The sequence below is a fragment of the Brevibacillus panacihumi W25 genome (genome assembly GCF_000503775.1).
Taxonomy (GTDB): Bacteria; Bacillota; Bacilli; order Brevibacillales; family Brevibacillaceae; genus Brevibacillus; species Brevibacillus panacihumi_A.
The window spans coordinates 471,801-489,565 of the sequence record NZ_KI629787.1; the positions used below are offsets into that span (position 1 = coordinate 471,801).

A 17,765-nucleotide genomic window follows, 5' to 3' on the forward strand; every position below is an offset into this window, starting at 1 on the left:
GCAGGAGAAGCGCATGGTCCAAAATACGGTTCATCTAAAAGTCCATTGGGGCGATACCGATATGGCCGGCATCATCTACTATCCGACGTACATGAAGTGGTTTGATATCGGCATGCTGACGCTGGTAAATGAAATGGGCGTATCGGTACTGGATTTGTTCCATAACGAAAAAATCGGTTTGCCGCTCCTGGATGCAGGAGTTACATGCCGCAAGCCGCTCTTGTACAACGATGACGTGCGCGTCGTCTCCCGCGTCACCGAAGTCAAAAACAAAACCTTCCGCCTGGAGCATGAGGTCTACCGTGGCGATGAACTGGTCGCCAATGGCCACGAGGTGCGCGGTTGGGTGCAGTTCGATGACAAAGGCAACTTGAAGGCCGTGCCGATCCCGGATGACGTGCGAGAGTTGTTTTTGCAGGAGAAGGTATTGTCCACGTAATAGAAAAAAGAAAATAAGTACAAATAGATCTCCCCGATCAGTCGCAGAAGGCTGAAGGGGGGATTTTTTTGTATGGTAGACAAAAAACTGTCCACTTACTGTGGTCAGGATGTGCATGGTATCCTCGCTACAAATTGCACTTGTCAAATGTTTCCACGATGAATGGTAACCAAAGGGATTTGGCCTGGTGAAGATGCTTACCGGGGTTATTAGAGGGAGGAATAGAAAGGATGAATCAAGGAACGAAGCGGTTCTGGATGTTGGCACTGGCCATCTTCCTAGGATGTGTTCAAGTGCTCCCCATTACAGTGGCTTTGGCTGCGGAGGGGAAAATTTACCACGTAAAGATGGATGGGGATGACGATGGTACTAGTGGACTCACCTGGAGCGATTCCTTTGCCACCTTGCAGAAAGCCCTGGAATCGGCGGTATCAGGAGATCAAATCTGGATCGCGAAAGGGACGTATTATCCGACGAAAGAAATCGATCCCGCCGATCCACGCACAAAGACATTCCAGATGAAAAAAGGAGTGGCTATTTACGGGGGGTTTCCAGCTGATGCAGAAGACGGTTCTACAGAACGGGATTGGGTAAAAAATGAAACAATCCTCAGCGGAGACTTAGGGATACAGCAAGACACTTCCGACAACGCCTATCATGTGTTTTACCATTATCAGCTAAACTTGGACAAGAATTCGTTATTGGACGGTGTGACGATTACCGGCGGGAATGCAAACGGGACCGGAAATCATCAAATCGGTGGCGGGATGTATAACAGGGTCAGTCATCCGAAATTACATAATGTGACGATACGCGGTAATACCGCCACTACTGGCGGCGGGATGGCGAATGATTACAGCAATCCAGTTCTGGAGAGTGTGACGATTCGCGATAATAGGAGTACGGAAAGTGCTGGTGGAATAGATAATAATTTTAGTAGCCCACTATTAACGGATGTGTTGATTCTGGACAATACTGCAGCTGAATATGCAGGTGGTATCCAGAACTCAGGAGGGGAACCGAAGTTAACGAATGTCGAAATTAGTGGAAATAAGGCCATCGCTTATGACGGAGGCGGGATCTACAACTGGAATAGCAACCCAGTTCTGAGTAACGTGACTATTCGTAGAAATAAGGCGAAAAGCGGCGGTGGGATGGCTAACTTGCAATTGAGTAGACCTGTTTTGAACCATGTGACGATAAGCGAAAATGAGGCTACTCAAAATACTGGCGGCGGGATCGATAATAATAACAGCCATCCAGTCCTGACCCATGTAACCGTCCAAGCAAATAAAGCGGGTACAACCGGAGGCGGAATCCAAAACTTTAAAAGCAGCCCAGTCCTAACAAACGTATTAATGGTTAGCAATCAGGCCAAAAGCGGAGGTGGTGGAATGCACTCCAGCAATGATAGTAGGCCCGTTCTCACGAATGTGACGATAAGTGGAAATAACTCTACGAGTGGCTACGGGGGATTGGGACATTCAAATTCCTCTACTACTTCTCTTCGAAATAGTATTGTCTGGGGGAATTCGAAGACGAATGCCAATATACAGGAATTGGAAATTGGTAATTCCCTTGTGAATTCCCCTGATCCCAAATTTTTACTTGTCCAACAAGGAAACTATCGACTTCAGTCTGATTCACCAGCCATTGGAGCAGGAAGTAGTGAGTATTATGAGAGGAATCAAACTCCTGATCTGTCAGGGATCATTACAGACATGGATGGCAATCCACGGTTGATCGGGGAAGAGATGGACATGGGGGCTTATGAATTCCAAGACAAGGCGGGTTTAACCAGTTTGGCGATAATGGGGAACCAGACAGCCTTAGCAATAGAACCTGCATTTTCCAGCTCCGTAGTGAATTATAAGACCATTCTATCTAGCGGTATCACTGAACTGATGTTTGCCCCGACACTAAAAGATCCGACATCGGTAGGCAAATGGAGAATTAACGATGGAGGGTGGTCTCCTGTTGTGAGTGGTTCTCAGCATGAGGTACAGATCAGCAGTGGTGAAAATAAGATTGAGATTCAGATTGAAGCCGGGCATGGAGAAAGTAAGACGTATACCGTGACGCTTTTACGAATACCGAAGCCGAACTTCACGTTGAGCCATACGGACTGGATCAATCAAGACGTGACGGTAACATTGAGTGGAGAAAGCGAAATGATGCTGGAATACAGTCTGGATGGGCAGCAATGGGTGGCATATGTGGGGCCATTCAAAATAGTGGAAGAGAATCAAACGAAAATATACGCGAGACAGACAGATGCCTTCCAAAATGTCAGCGAAATCGCAGAAGCCGAAGTGCGTATCGACAAAACGGCTCCTGTGATTACGCTAAACGGTGATGCGGTCCTGAGTATTCATCGAGGAAGTGCATTTAGCGACCCTGGAGCACAAGTCACAGACAACCTCGACCCAAATCCGCAAATCTCTGTAACCGGTTTAGTCGATACCAACAGGCTCGGTGAATACACCCTCACTTACGAAGCAGTGGACCATGCAGGTAATCAGGCTGTACCGGTCATTCGAACCGTAAAAGTTGTTCGCGAAGATGCTCTCCTCAAACCAACGATTTTGCTCGACCCATCTGGTTGGACAAAGGGTGATGTAGAGGTAACGGTGAGTGGAGAATCGGGTACAAAACTGGAATACAGCTTGGATGGGCAGCAATGGGTGGCATATGTGGGTCCATTCACCATACGGGACGAGAACCAAACGAAACTATACGCCAGGCAGACGGATGCCTTGCAAAATGTCAGTGAGGTTGCAGAAGCAGAGATACATATCGACAGAAGGGCTCCGGTCATCACCCTGAATTGGGCAAGCACGATGAGCATCTACCGAGGAAGCGTCTTCCAGGACCCGGGTGTGAGGATCACGGACAATATCGCAACCGGCTTGACACCTGTTGTCACTGGGACCGTCGATACGAACAAACTGGGGACGTACACCCTCCAATACGACGCGGCGGACTGGGCAGGCAATCAGGCTGCTCCGGTGACGCGCACGATACGTGTCATCAGCCGTCCTGTCACTCCACCTCCACCTGTCGAGGTTCCGGTTCCGGTCACTAAAGTAACCCTTACCCCGCAAACTTTGACGCTGACCGTTGGCGAGGAGTCTGCGACGCTGCAAGCAACGATCACACCGTCCAACGCCACCAATCGGGCCGTGAGCTGGAGCAGCAGCAATCCGAGCGTCGCTGCGGTGGATGCAACGGGCAAAGTAACGGCGAAACAGGCAGGGCAGGCCACGATCACGGTGACGACCGCAGATGGGAACAAAACGGCGAGTAGTGAAGTCACTGTCGTGGATGAAGAGAATGAAAAGCTGCAACTCGAAGTGTCACTGTCCGACATCCATCTGAAACCAGGCGCCTCCAAGTCCTTCAAGGTGTACGCCGTGGAAGGGGAAGAACGTACAGAGATCACGAAAAACAAGGACACCATCTACGACATCGACAATGATTTGATTTCAGTCAAACGAGGCAGAATCACTGCTGGCAAAAAGGCCGGGAAAGCCCAGATCACGGTTCGCTACTCGGGAGCAGAAACGACGATCACGGTCACCGTGAAGAAGGAAGAAGCAGATCGTCTGACTCTCAAAGCCTCTGACTCGTTGTTGTTGATCGAGCCAAATTTAACAGTAAGCTTTAGGGTTTACGCCGTGGGACCAAATACGCTAGAAAATATAACCCATGACAAAAACACCACGTACAGCATAGACAGTGATCTGGCGAAGGTAACGGCAGGGCGCGTGAAAACGGGCAAAGAAGAAGGAGAGACTGAGCTGACGATCCACTACCTGGGAGAAGAACTGACCATCCCCGTCGTCATCTCAAAAATAAGCGTCAAATCTCTAACTGCATCCACGCAGAAGCTGCTGCTGGAGATGGATGAGGAAAAGACGTTGAGTATCCGAGCCAAAATGAGCAATAAGAGGGAAAAAGATGTCACGGAACTCGTCGACTGGTCGTCGAGCACATCCGGTATCGTAGAGGTGGCCGAAGACGGCACGATCATTCCGCTCAAAAAGGGAACGGCAGTCCTTACAGCCAGGTACGGAGGCCGAAATGTGAATATCAGCGTCCGTGTGGTGGATGAAAAGGAACTGCAAGAACTGCATGCTACTTACAGCAGCCTGTCACTCGAAGAAGGGGAAACGGCGTCTCTAGCCATTACGGCCATTTATGAAAGAAATCACAAGGAGGATGTAACCGAGGAAGTGGAATGGAGCGTAGATGATCCTGAGATTGCGACGGTAGAGAATGGTGTCATCACCGGGATTTCAGAAGGCGTGACGACGATAACAGCCACGTATGCAGGAAAAGAGGTAGAGATTTCGATTAAAGTACAGAAATAAAGATCGGGAGTTTTCCTGAGGGAGGATCCGTAAACTAGGAAGGAGTTGAACGACGGGACATTTGTTCCTCGGAGATGAGAAAATAGCGCTGTACGCTTGTGTATCCACGATTGACGAGTGTTTTGCGATGCTTCGTGATGATCCAGCCGATATTGTGGTCATGGATATTATGCTTGGCGATCACAAAGCTTCCGGGCTTGACGCAACGCTTGATATTTCGACTCAGAATCCTCAGATAAAAGTCATTATGTTAAGTTCGCTGGACGACAACGATGAGATTTTTAATGAAGCCTATATGAATGGAGCCCATGATTATCTCTATAAGAACGAATTCGAGAGGTTGCCAGAGGTTATTTGTGCCACCATGCACAATCAGCATCCTAAATACGGTGATCGGTTAAGAAAGCTCGTCCAGGAAAAAAGAAAAGCCTGTTAAGTGATGATGTGCACCCCTTAAAGTAGACATTGGAAAAACCCCTACGGTTTACCGATGAAAACTTTAGGGGGTGCATTTTTATGCCAGCAAAGAAAGGTCAGAAGTTTAAGCATTATAGTGAAGAGCTAAAGTTGCAGGCCGTTCAGATGAAATTAGATGGTGTTTCCCACCGAAAAAATAGCGGAGAGGTTGCATATCCATGATGAAGGACAAATTAAGATGTGGATGCGGAAGTACAAGAAACTCGGAGAGTTTGGACTTCTGGATCAACGTGGACGCCGCGAGGAATCAGCTGTCGGCCTAGTCGCCGGGGTTTTTCATACTGTCCACTAAATGGGGTCTTGACCACAGTCGAAGATGGCTGGAGGGGGGATTTTTTGTTTTTACCAATGGCACCATTTTTTTATCAATTTCATCGTTTGCATTCATTGATATACTTTTGATTGTGTAATTGTATTGAAATAATATGTAAAAGTGGTGTAGAAAAATGTACATATGATTCGTGAAGAGGTGGCAACGGCAGACAAAACTAGCGGGGTGTTACGAAATGTGGAAAAAAACGACTGGACTTATATTGGTGATGATCATGCTCTTTGTTTCGTGGGCTCCTTTGGCATCCGCAAAGAAAGAGAAAGACCCGATGAGCGAAGTCTATGGGATAGACAGGAAAATCCTGGGAGTGCAGAAAACCCTGAACTTTTTGCAGTCTCTTGCCCAAAAAAAAGGTGACCATCAGCTTGCCAAAAAGATTGAAAAGCAGGCTGCTTTTTATTTTCAGAAAAATAAACAACTGCATGAGGGATTCGGCAGAATAGGAAAAAAGAAGAAAAAAAATGAAGACCAGCAAAATTTGTTGGATTACGGAAAGAAATTTAAGGACTTGCAAGCGGAATACCAGCAATATTCAGCTACTTACTGGAATGAACTTCAACCTGCTCCAAAAACCTCTTCTACATTGCTACTCAGATCCACTTTAGCAGTGGATAGCTCCGTATGGGACTCGTTTGAACCAAACGATGATTTTCCAGACAGCTATCCAATTACCAGTGGAAACCTCTATGTATCAAAATTATCCACAAACACGGATATGGACATGTATCGTTTCGATTCGGGTTCGATGGTAGGGACATTGACGGTTACTTTAAACGTTCCGACGGACAAGGACTACGATTTTATTGTGATGCAGGGAACAGATATGGTAATCGACTTCGGTATGGAAGAACAACCGGGGAAAAAAGAAGAAGTGAGTTTTCAAGTTGAGCCAAATACTTCCTATCACATTGTGGTTTTAAGTTATAAAGGTGAGTTTAGTACGACCTCAACCTACACGCTTGGTTTTAGCAAAGTTGTTCCGATCTTGGATGTAGCATCACCCATTGATATCAGTTTGCCAGCAGGAGAGATTCCTGCATACCGCTTTACAGCTCCTGTCAGCGGAAACTATCGATTCTTCACTAGCCCCTACGGCGGCTTTGGAGCACCGAACGATACGATGATTGTTTTGTATGCAGACGAGCAAATGCAAGAACTGATCGATGCTAACGATGATGCAGAAGAAGGGTCACTCTTTTCTGAGGTCAATGTAGTCCTCACAAAAGGAGTCACTTATTTTGTGTATGTGTCGCCTTATAAGCAAGATCATGATCTTCATGCCAGATTGACAGCCGTACTTGATGCAAAGGCGAATCTGACATCTCCTGTCCTTCACGAATCAGCGATCAATGACGGCTCTATCAAGGACGAGCAGGTTATTCAGTTAGAACATGGGGAGTTTACTTCGGATGTGGCAAATGGTGTTCGTGTCAATCATCTTCCCGAAGGACTTACATTCAATGTGACACGTAACAGTGAGACACAAATTACGATTCTCTTTACGGGGAATGCTCTCTGGCACGAAAACAAGCATGATGTCATGGACGCGACGGTAACGATTTCAAAAGATAAGATAATCGGAGCAGGAGCAGATGTGGCAACGGCTACATTCACGTTCGACTTTTTGGATACAGAAGAACTGAAAGTGGACACTCCCCAAGATGTAAATCTGAATGTGGGACAAAATCGGATTTTTAAATTTACTGCACCAATGACCGGGGATTACGAAGTATTCACGACCTATTACGGAGCTGACCAGTCCCAACTCTCAAGCAATACCGTTCTTGCATTATTTGAAGATTACAGCCAGACACGTCGACTTGCCTACAATGATGACGGAATAACGCCGCCTTTCTCATCGTTATTGGCTTCACTCAAGAGTGGACAAGACTATTACGTAGTGCTGTCCAGTGCAAATGGCGGCAGCGTCCATGCTCGTTTGGGCGTACGTTACCTTGGCGTCGAATATATCTACAATCAGCGGGGACAACTTGTTCTTATCAAACAAGGCGGGAACATATTGACCGAATTCTTCTACGACGGAAACGGGAATTTGATAAAAAGGGTTGGTCAATAAGGATGTGGAGGAAATGTAGGATGATTTCATCAAAATGGATAAAGAAAACGCTTAGTATGTTGCTCATTAGTTCCTTGTTGTTACCTAATATTGCGAATGCGGAAACAAAGAGCACTACCCAGGTTTCCCGCGCTGCTTCCGTTCAAGGGGACGATACGAAGAATTGGATAACGGCATACAAGGATTCCCTGGAAATGGCCAAAATGCAGCCAGAGATTGGCCCAGAGGACATTCCTACTTTTTCAAAGGAAGAGGTACTGAAATGGGAGTGGGATTCTTTTCAGGGTAAAGAGGTCTGGAATATGTACAATTCATTCGACCGAAAGGCTCTCCAGATTGTGGCATACTTCTACCCGTCGTTTGACCGCTTTTTGTCTCATTCTGAACAGGTTGAAAAGTACGAATGGACAGATGAGAAAGTACTGCAAGCTATTCAAAATCTTCCTGGTGCCGAATATGATCAGTTAGAGAAATTTGTACCGTCTATTGCAGATTTTTATCGAAAGGGATTAGAGCGGTCAAACACTCAATCGAAAATTCCGTTACTAAAACAACCGTCATCTTCCTTGACTTCTACTTTGCCTGACGCCATGTATGATCAGAAAGGTCTCTTGTACAATTACGCAAGAGCAAATACAGATAATCCAGTGGATGAACTATACAGGGCAGCAAATGTAAAGGAAATAGATTTACACCTGGATGGAAAACATGGAATGGATCTCTCGATTGAAAGGCGTTATTCATCGTTAGATTCGATGCTGTCAAAGATCTACTACAGTTCTAGTGGCAGTAATAAAACCACTTCTTTTTCGGGGTATGAAGATGAATATCACATGCCAAATGGCTGGAAACTGAATTTGCCCCGATTCGAAGAGGTGGATAAGGGAAATGTGGGTTGTAGCTATAGAGATGGTTTCTCCGAATATGCCTGTTCTTATAGAAGTGAAGGGACACGATATGTATTCACCTTGGATGACGGAACTGTACTGGAGTCTTCTTCAAAGACCGGTACGTGGGTGAATACCCCGTATGATGGAGCAAGCATGTCGGGATATGGTGAAGGGACCATGGAGAATGGTAAGAAGGATATCGTGTCGCTCTATGTCAACGGTTACACGTATGCTTTCCAAATCGAGAACAATGGCGGAGATGGAGTAGAGGATACTCATATCGTCACGAAAACAAACGCCTATGGAGACAAAATTATCTATCGGATTCCGGAAGATAACCGATCAGATATTGAAATCACCGATAGCGTCGGGAGGGTGGTCGTACTCGATAAAAATGCCCGAGATGAAGTAGAGCATATCTATGTGTACGAAAATAGCTCAAAAACGAAATTATTGAAGCATGTTCAGTATGCATGGAATACAGCCCCGAATACCGACAGGATCTTAGAACATGATGTGAACGGTGGCGGGAGCAAGATCATTGCGGAGTACAATTACCATGATCCCGGTTTGTACGGGCAGGCAGAATTTAATTTAAAACCGAATTATTATTTTCCTGCTGCTGCAAATAAGGAAATTTCTTTGGATTACAACGAAATGGAGTCGACTGTTTACACCAATGAGGATATAACGAAACGTGGAACAGTCAGCTATAAACTGCTAAAACAGGTAACGTATCCAGTAGAAGGCTTGTCGATGACGTACACGTATAGTCCATACAAGCCTCAGGAACCCGATTTTCTAAAACGGGGGGTTGTCAGACTATATCATGACGACGAAAAACTGACGTATACCAGCTACCATCCGGTAACATCCGTAAACTTTCGATTTGCCAAGACGCTGCATCCAGATGCTCCGACTGCACAGACGTATTCCTTTACCAAATACTATCCAAAAGGAAACCAGGAAATCTGGAAGTCGAACAAGGATAAGTCCGTACGTTTACAAAATCAATCTGGACGCAATGGAGCAAAAATTGTCACGCAAACCATCGAGGCAGGTCTGCCGAATCAAGAGAAAACGTTTATAGTGAATGCAGACAAGAACTATTTGTTGCAATCCGTAAAGACTTACCTGGGTGGTGGCAGTGAGCAGGAAACCATTCAGGGGCGATTGTCGTTCTCGGAAAAGGGAAGAAACTACGATTATGTTCCGATATCCTATACGAGCTATCTGTACAACGGGCGAGAGACGAAACCGAAATACAAATTTTCCTTTTTGGGACGGCCTGCTTCCATGACAGAGGACCAAGACGTCTATCAATTCTTGTTAGAACCGGACAGCAGCAGAATGCCAAAAGTATTTTCCCGACTGTCAAAATATGCACAAATGATCGAATACAGGTACAATCGATATGGAGATACGATTGAAGAGATCGACCCAAAAGGGAACATCAAAAGAATGCAGTATCTTCCTGTGACGGGAACCTATTTACGTTTGCCGTCTGAGGTAGAAATAATCGCTTCGGGAAATCCAAATCATTTTCACAAAGAGATATATACCTACAACAACGAAAAATTATTGGCATCCGAGACGATTGTAGACTCGTATCCAGACGGAACATCAACAAAGGTAGATCAGGTAGACAGAGCCTATGCGTATCAGAATCGTATGCTATCCTCGATGACCGAGACGAGCAAGGGAGCAGATTCCAAGAAGATCACGCAAACGATTGATTGGTACGATGATCTTGGATTGTATCCGGCCGCAGTAAGCCTACAGGTTGAAACAGAACCCGGGATACAATCAACCCTATTCCATTACTTTGATTATGATGGATTGGGCAGACTTGCAGCACGAGCGTATCCAGATGAAAGCTATGTTACCTATCAATATGACATGCTTGGAAGACGTACGTCAGAACAATTTACGAACCAGGACCAGACAAGGGTCGTATCGTATGCTTACGATGATATAGCGCGCAAAGTGACCGTAACACTTCCGGATGGCTCCAAAACTTTCACTCACTTCACGCCTTTTGGTGACGTGGAGTACAAGGGACAAGTGGGAACAGACGGAACGATTCGACCGTTGCTGTACAATACCTACTCTTTGGATGGGAAACATCTGACTTCCAGTGCGCCCTATGCCATACAGGAACGTGCGACTACGTATCTATATAATCAGGACGGAACTGTCTGGAAAAAAATTGATCCGATCGGCACAACGGTTTACCTGTCAGCAAACAGTGTACGCGACGGCAACCAGTATGTACCATCTCAAACCAGGCTAACTCTTCATCCAAACGGGCTGCAAAACATCCAATACTTCAATCGCAATGGGCAACTGGAGAAAGATATCAGTCGGACGGGAGAGCAAGACCAAAGTATAACAACTACCTATGATCGTAACGCCTTTGACCAAGTCATTCTCAAGACCGTGATGGATCAAACAGGTGAACAGCGTGCCTGGAAATACCGCTACACAACAAGCGGAAATTTGGTATACCTTCTCGATCCAGAGAATAACAGCTACCAGTATGGGTACGATGCCTACGGTAATTTGGCGACTGTGGCAGAAAACAACAGATTGACGATTAAGAATCATTACAATGCCATGTCCTGGAAGATCAGTGAGCAAGATGTGCCATCGGGAGCAACAGAGTCGTATCGCTATTTTCCTAATGGGAAGCCCGCTACCTTTACAGATAAGGCAGGAAATATTCATGAATATGCCTACACTCCATTTTATGACCTGTCCAGCCTGACAACCAAAGATGCTACGGGTGTCATTCGCAACAAAGAAACGACGGAGTATATCCCGAATACTTCTTTGGTGAAAAAGGAAACGAACAGTAACGGTCCGAATCTAGATCCGACCAGCAAAACATACAGAGAGGTACAATACACCTACGATCCCTTCCAGCGGCTGAACAGCTTGATAACATTCGGCAGGGAATACGGGATCGGGTACCAAGATCGAGATGATCAGATCGATCAATTGGGGTATCCGGATGGAACGGTTATTTCCTATCACTATGACCCTGCGGAACGGCTGCAGGAGGTAAGCAGTGATCTGACAGGTACGATTCGCTATGATTACCACAACGACAGCACGGGAGAAAGCTACAGCGTTCAGTATCCGAATGGCCGCAGCATGGTGAAGAAAATGGACTCATTCGGTCAGGTAGCAAATCTGACGCAATCAATAAAAGAAGAGCCCGTATGGACAGAATCAAATCAATATGCATTTGGGAATGTCACCCAGATTCTGCGCAACGGTACCGCCTATCAATACGCATATGACAAGGTTGATCGTCTGACGGACGAGGTATTCCCTGACAACAGCAAACGATATTCGTATGACCAGCGGGGAAACCGGGCAGCTATGGATGGCAAGGTGGCAAACACGAATGGTACCACCACCTATACCTTCGATGAACGCAATCGGCTAAGAAGTATTACAAACGAGGGGACAGGAAATGCTGAATCTTACACGTATTTTGGGGATGGGCTGCGGGCAACCAAAGCAGCAAAAGGCTCGCAGACCAACTATGTGTATCTAAATGGCAAGGTCATTGAGGAACTGGACGAGTCCGGAAACGCCAAAGCCCGCAACGTCTGGGGAAATGAGTTGTTGTTCCGCAAAGACTATGTGACAAAACAAAACGGGTATTATGGCTACAATAGTCACGGGGATGTCGTGTCCATCTCGAACGAAGAAGGGAACGATGTCAATCTCTACGAGTATGATGCGTGGGGCAATATTGTAACCAAGACTGAGGGAATGGCCAATCCTTTCAAGTACAGCGGGGAGATTTATGACGAAGCGTCAGGATTTTATTATCTGCGTGCGAGGTATTATGATCCGAGTATAGGGCGGTTTATCTCGGAGGATACGTATAAGGGGCAAGTGGATAATCCGCTGAGTTTGAACCGCTACACATATGTTCACAACAACCCAGTTAACAATATTGATCCTACTGGGAATTGGTGTGAGTCGGCAGATGGCAGATGGTCACATGCAGGTAGTTGTAATAGTTCCTCTTCATCGTGGAGTCCTGATTATGAGCACATTGATAGTAGAGAGAAATATGATGGAAGACCTTATGGAGATCGTTTCACAAAAGATGATTTATCAAGTTATGATAAGTATATTCTTTGGATGAGAGGGGATAACGAAGTTTACCTTAATTCCAGTAGAGAAACTCAGTTGCAGTTACGACAGTGGAATCTACAGGAATATATGGCAGATCAGATAGCAAGAGGTTATCCTGATTTTCTTGCAGGGTTAAATCTAGATCCAGACGCACTAACCAACTATCCAAAACTTACCGATCATTCTGTAACAACAGGTAGGAATCTGCCAACTTCTAGCAGACCAAATTCATCAATGGATCTTATGGATGAAGATGGAAATTTGAAAACAAGAAGATATTTTGGATCTGATGGAAGAGCATTACGAGATGTAGATTTTACTGACCACGGAAATCCTAAGATGCATCCGAAAGTACCACATGAACATGATTGGGATTGGACAAAAAAACCACCCCGAGGACGATGGAGGTAAGAATGGAAGAAGAGTTGAGATACACTTTTGAACAACTTGAAGAAGATTTAGGTTTAGGGCATGAGATAGAGTTCGTTTATCAAGGAGAAAAATATTCAATAACCCAGACTGATAAAGGATGGAACATTATGAAGTTCTACGATTATGAGACACTTCAAGTTTTCCATAATGTGATGGATTTATTGAAGGATGCTAGAATAAAGTCAAAGCAGCTTAAAGATATTTGGGTTGATGTTGAGGTTACAACAATCTTCTAATCATTTACTACGAACCCCAAACGAGAAATTATCTACTCGTCTGGGGTTTCTTTTTGTCCATGCAGCCGCCCTCGAAGAGGGGTGGGTAGCGAATGAATCACTTTACTTCAAGATTAAGAACATAACCCTTGTTCTGTCCGTACCTATATTCACGAAATGGAATGTTCGTACCGAAATGCTCTTAAAATATACCCCTTCTCTGGTTTAGTTCCTCAGCGGATTTCCTTTAAAATCCCCAGTTACCATCATTAATCCACGTATTTTGCTTATCTTCGCTTTCTCCCGTTTTTTAAATCCATGAAAAACGAACTAATAGTCTTACTGTTTCGATAGGGTGGATGAGAGGACAAAAAAATCTTCTGATTGCAACTATCCAGATGGATGTAACGATTATTAGTTTGAAAAGGGATATGAAGCTAAAAGGAAGCTCGAAACTAATGAGTATGGTATCCCGACGGGTAAAGGCTCAAGATCGCTTGGATTTGGAGGGATATATGAAATGCGTGGTGCAAATGGGGCTAGGGTATACTTTAAGAATGTTGAAAGTGGAATCGAGGTTGTGGGTAAATCTAATAAGGTAAATCAGGCTGATGTTATTAAAGTCCTGAGAGACCTTTACGGTAAATAACCGAGGGGGGGAGATTTAATTGGAGAATTATGTGATAAAATATCCTCCATATTTTGATGAAATTGAGGATATAGAAAACGATAATATTGATGTTTTTATTGAAATTATTTTCGTACATGGATAAAGAGGGGGTTGACTTTATTCCTGCTGCACCTCCAGAGATCATCGTAAAGAAACTTTCAAAAGAAGTAATAGAAAAAGCAGTAAAGACCTATTTGGAAGATGATTCTTATTGGTTAAAGCTATACTTTTTGGCAGGAACGAATGAAGGATTGTTTGATGTGAAGGAAATGGACAAAATATTAGACAAGATTAAAAGAACAAATAAAGATATTTTTGGATGATTTTATCCCCCAACCGAGGATCAACGCTCGTATGGGGGATTTTTTTGCCCTTGGATTCGCCCTTGAAAAGGGGGGCAATTGAAATAAACCCCACCCAGTGCCGAATGAACCGCTTTATCTACTGATAGGCAATATAACCCATTCACGCTTCATCTTTGGCAGTTCTGTTCACCCTTCCACAGACTAACGCACAGGGGAGCAGTACAGTCTCTTCCCATTGCTCGATTGCTATGCTATCGAAGTCTACGACTTCCTGTGAATATTGCAATTCATGAGGACAAAGACGGCGTATGTGATACCTGAAGTACCAGTAAAGCAGGCTGGATGATAGAATAGTAGAAATGGTGGCAATTGGTAAATAGTTGCCACCAACTTTTTAGAAGTAACAACGGTTTATAAACTAGGATACGTATAAGGGGCAAGTGGATAATCCGTTGACTCTTAACCGATATACGTATACTCATAATAATCCGTGGAGGTTTGTTGATCCGAGTGGTCATATGCCTGTATGGTCTCTAAGACTTATTTCTGAAACATATGATTCAGGAGTGGTTGCTGATTGGGAAGCATCAATGATGGTATTTGGTGGTAATCTCGCTTTAGGCAACGGAAAACATCCGTCAGTTTATACACCACTTCATGAAATTGCACAAATTAATGTTTCTAAAAAGTTATATGAAATGACTGGTCAAAAACCTGAACTAGAGAAGAGTTTAGAAACAGGTGAGACAGAACTATTTGGGTTACTAAAGAAAAAATATGAAGCGGATATTGTTCTAGGTAATGAGGTATGGGAAGTAAAACCTTTAAATGGTGAAGACCCCAAACCGCAACTTGAACTATGTAAAAAAATAGGGGGGTTAACCGAGGGCAAACAGTTAAAACCAATATCAGGTATAAGTGTATTTGACCAGATTAAGATGGAAATTACATTTCCTAATAAGGGTGAGGCAATTTACGGTATGTATATTCAAAATGATAATGGTACTAGAACTACATTAACCACTGCGGCTGCTGCTGCAATAATAGCAAGAGGACTTGTAAAAATGACACCTGCCGGAAGAAGGTTTTCTCCGGGCTATTAGGGAGGGAGAACTATGACAAAATGGGATGATATTAATACAATATATAATGCACCTGTCTTTGCTGTTAATAAAGGTTCTATAATTAAGCTGAGAGTAGAGTTGGATAAGCCTTTAGAGGAATACGAAAGAGATTTTCTCAGTTCTTTCATTGACTCTTGGACATTTCCGAGGGATGGAAAATATATAAGGTCATTTAAAGTGCTTCGTTTTTTTATAAAAGAGAAGTTTTTTGAAGCTGAATTAAAATATCGAACAAAAGATAATGATTCTGACGAATTAAAATTGCTTTGTCAGGATCTAATTCACTACTTTAATTATTACCAATTTCACATAGTTAAATGGGAGAGTACACTTCTTTCTGAATAGGTAATAACTGAACCTGAACCCCAAACGAGTAACCAACTACTCGTCTGGGGTTTCTTTTTGTCCATGCAGCCGCCCTCGAAGAAGGGTGGGTAGCGAATGAATCACTTTACTTCAAGACTAAGAACATAACCCTTGTTATGCCCGTACCTGGTTTTATGAAATCGGTTGTACGCACCGAAATGCTCAAAAATGTACCCTTTTTTGGATACTTTGATCAGCACATTTCCATTAAAATCCCCAGTTACCTTCGTTAATCCACTTATTTTGCTTATCTTCGCTGTCTCCCGTTTTTTCAAAATCCATGAAAAACGAATTAATAGCCTTACTATTTCGACAGGGTGGATAAGAACTACTACGGTATCACCGAGTCTATTGGAAAAACAGATTGGGGATTTAAGTATCATCTGCACATTGAATTGTCTCATGAAGCCTACTTATATATCTCCTATCAGCCATACCATGAGCCGAAATCATTCAAGCACTCTTTGCGTATCGAAACGCATCCAGACTATTTGTCAGAGTTCAAGCACCTATTAGATACGCTTTATCAGAACGCAAGTTTGATATGGTTTGTTCGCTGTGATGTCGCATTTGACATTCCTGCCCCGATAACCAACGTGTTTACTTCATCAAAGACGGGACGGCGGATGAATCTGTATGAGGAGACAAGATACTTTGGTAAAAAGAGTCAGCGTCAACAGGCAGGCTACTGTAGGGTGGATGACAAGAGGAAAGAGCGAGAGGAACCGAAAGGCAAGAAAACAGTGGGGGAACTAACCAGAGTGGAAATTGTTTATCGACCTGCTGAAAAGATTCCGATGGAGTCGCTCATTCAGCATCCCCCTCAGTTTAACAACTTGTACTTCTGTCAAGTTCTGATCAACGAAAATGGCGGCAGAAGCTTGAAAACAAAGAGAAGCAAAAAGAGTACGACGGCGGTATTGAGAACATAAAGCTAGGCAGTCCAAAAAGTAACGTACGCAGCCCCACGCTCGCGTAAAACAAACCGTATCAATGAGTGGAACAAGGACATTTTACCCGACAAGTCACGAAACCAGAGTCTGTAAAATATTTTGTGTAAACTCTCAACCTCTAAACTACAATGAGGAGTAGAAAGGTTGGGAGATTTTTATGATGTCAAAAGAGCAGATCAAGCAGTGGATTAAAGAGAAAAACATGAAGTCAGTGGACGACGTACAGTCAGCGTTAAAGGATCTATTCGCAGACACGATCCAAGAAATGCTGGAAGCTGAAATCGAGTCCTCTCTTGGATACGCCAAGCATGACATGAAAAACAAGAGGACAACCAACAGCCGCAATTGGTATAGCAAGAAAACCGTCCGTTCTGAGTACGGGGATGTTGACATCCAAGTCCCTCGAGATATCGAGAGGGTGATTTTGAGCCGAACATTGTAAAGAAACATCAATCCAATGTTACAGGGATCAAAGATCAAATTCTCGCCCTCTATGCTAAAGGCGTATCCACACGTGATATCCAAGACCATCTGCAGCAGCTCTATGGCATCGAAATCTCACCAACGCTTAACGAATAAGATTGTACCGATGCTCAAAGAGTGGCAAAATCGCCCCTTGCAAGTGGTTTATGCTGTTGTTTTCCTTGACGCCATTCACTTTAAGGTAAAATAGGACGGAGCCATCGTCAAAGGACAACTTGTAAGGAACCCAACAAGAATTCCATGGAACTAGATGAGGAGGGGTTATGTTTGGTTTTAAAGTCTCTTGAACTTTTTGGGGAACTCTTGATGAAGAAAGTACGAGATGAATCAATAGAGATGTCGGATAAGATTATCGTGGGGCAAGTTAAGGGATAATAGGCTTAGTAGTTTCAATGAACTATTACCCGAATACGAAAACATTGAACTAATCCGCGCTCTAATCCCCAGAGTAGTAGATATTACTTTGCATCAT

The 17,765-nt window shown here is 44.1% G+C and carries 12 protein-coding genes and 1 pseudogene; all 13 read left to right on the forward strand.

The window, feature by feature from the left end; all coding sequences use genetic code 11:
- Positions 1 to 13 precede the first annotated feature (13 nt).
- The 13 genes and pseudogenes from T458_RS55655 to T458_RS58015 all read left to right on the forward strand — a co-directional run bounded on the left by T458_RS55655 (position 14) and on the right by T458_RS58015 (position 17,483).
- Positions 14 to 439, forward strand: a complete 426-nt coding sequence (locus T458_RS55655; RefSeq protein WP_023555558.1) for an acyl-CoA thioesterase — start codon at positions 14 to 16, stop codon at positions 437 to 439.
- Between the two features lie 230 nt (positions 440 to 669).
- Positions 670 to 4,812: an immunoglobulin-like domain-containing protein gene (locus T458_RS56225; RefSeq protein ID WP_023555559.1), complete on the forward strand. Its 4,143-nt coding sequence runs from the start codon at positions 670 to 672 to the stop codon at positions 4,810 to 4,812.
- Positions 4,813 to 4,873: 61 nt separating this feature from the next.
- Entirely contained in the window at positions 4,874 to 5,248 is a 375-nt protein-coding gene (locus T458_RS56230) for a response regulator (protein WP_023555560.1), read from the forward strand.
- 80 nt (positions 5,249 to 5,328) lie between these two features.
- On the forward strand, positions 5,329 to 5,451 hold the full coding sequence (locus tag T458_RS57860) for a hypothetical protein (protein WP_023555561.1): 123 nt from the start codon (positions 5,329 to 5,331) through the stop codon (positions 5,449 to 5,451).
- Positions 5,452 to 5,795: 344 nt separating this feature from the next.
- The gene (locus tag T458_RS55665) at positions 5,796 to 7,697 is read left to right on the forward strand and encodes a hypothetical protein (RefSeq protein WP_023555562.1); all 1,902 of its coding nucleotides are present in this window, start codon (positions 5,796 to 5,798) and stop codon (positions 7,695 to 7,697) included.
- Positions 7,698 to 8,764: 1,067 nt separating this feature from the next.
- Complete coding sequence (locus T458_RS55670) at positions 8,765 to 13,156, forward strand: RHS repeat domain-containing protein (RefSeq protein ID WP_171819429.1); 4,392 nt, start codon at positions 8,765 to 8,767, stop codon at positions 13,154 to 13,156.
- Between the two features lie 2 nt (positions 13,157 to 13,158).
- The gene (locus T458_RS55675; RefSeq protein ID WP_023555564.1) at positions 13,159 to 13,413 is read left to right on the forward strand and encodes a hypothetical protein; all 255 of its coding nucleotides are present in this window, start codon (positions 13,159 to 13,161) and stop codon (positions 13,411 to 13,413) included.
- A 744-nt stretch (positions 13,414 to 14,157) separates the two neighbouring features.
- Positions 14,158 to 14,385, forward strand: coding sequence for a hypothetical protein (locus T458_RS55680; protein ID WP_216087491.1), 228 nt, complete (start codon positions 14,158 to 14,160; stop codon positions 14,383 to 14,385).
- Between the two features lie 434 nt (positions 14,386 to 14,819).
- The gene (locus tag T458_RS55685; protein ID WP_144083929.1) at positions 14,820 to 15,470 is read left to right on the forward strand and encodes a hypothetical protein; all 651 of its coding nucleotides are present in this window, start codon (positions 14,820 to 14,822) and stop codon (positions 15,468 to 15,470) included.
- A gap of 12 nt (positions 15,471 to 15,482) precedes the next feature.
- A complete protein-coding gene (locus T458_RS55690; protein WP_023555567.1) occupies positions 15,483 to 15,836 on the forward strand; it encodes a hypothetical protein in 354 nt (117 codons plus the stop codon).
- A 338-nt stretch (positions 15,837 to 16,174) separates the two neighbouring features.
- Positions 16,175 to 16,789: a hypothetical protein gene (locus T458_RS0129645; protein ID WP_252989893.1), complete on the forward strand. Its 615-nt coding sequence runs from the start codon at positions 16,175 to 16,177 to the stop codon at positions 16,787 to 16,789.
- A gap of 178 nt (positions 16,790 to 16,967) precedes the next feature.
- Entirely contained in the window at positions 16,968 to 17,252 is a 285-nt protein-coding gene (locus T458_RS58010; RefSeq protein ID WP_354702705.1) for a transposase, read from the forward strand.
- Positions 17,246 to 17,483: pseudogene (locus T458_RS58015) on the forward strand (transposase). Before T458_RS58010 ends, T458_RS58015 begins: the two are co-directional and overlap by 7 nt.
- Positions 17,484 to 17,765: the final 282 nt, after the last annotated feature.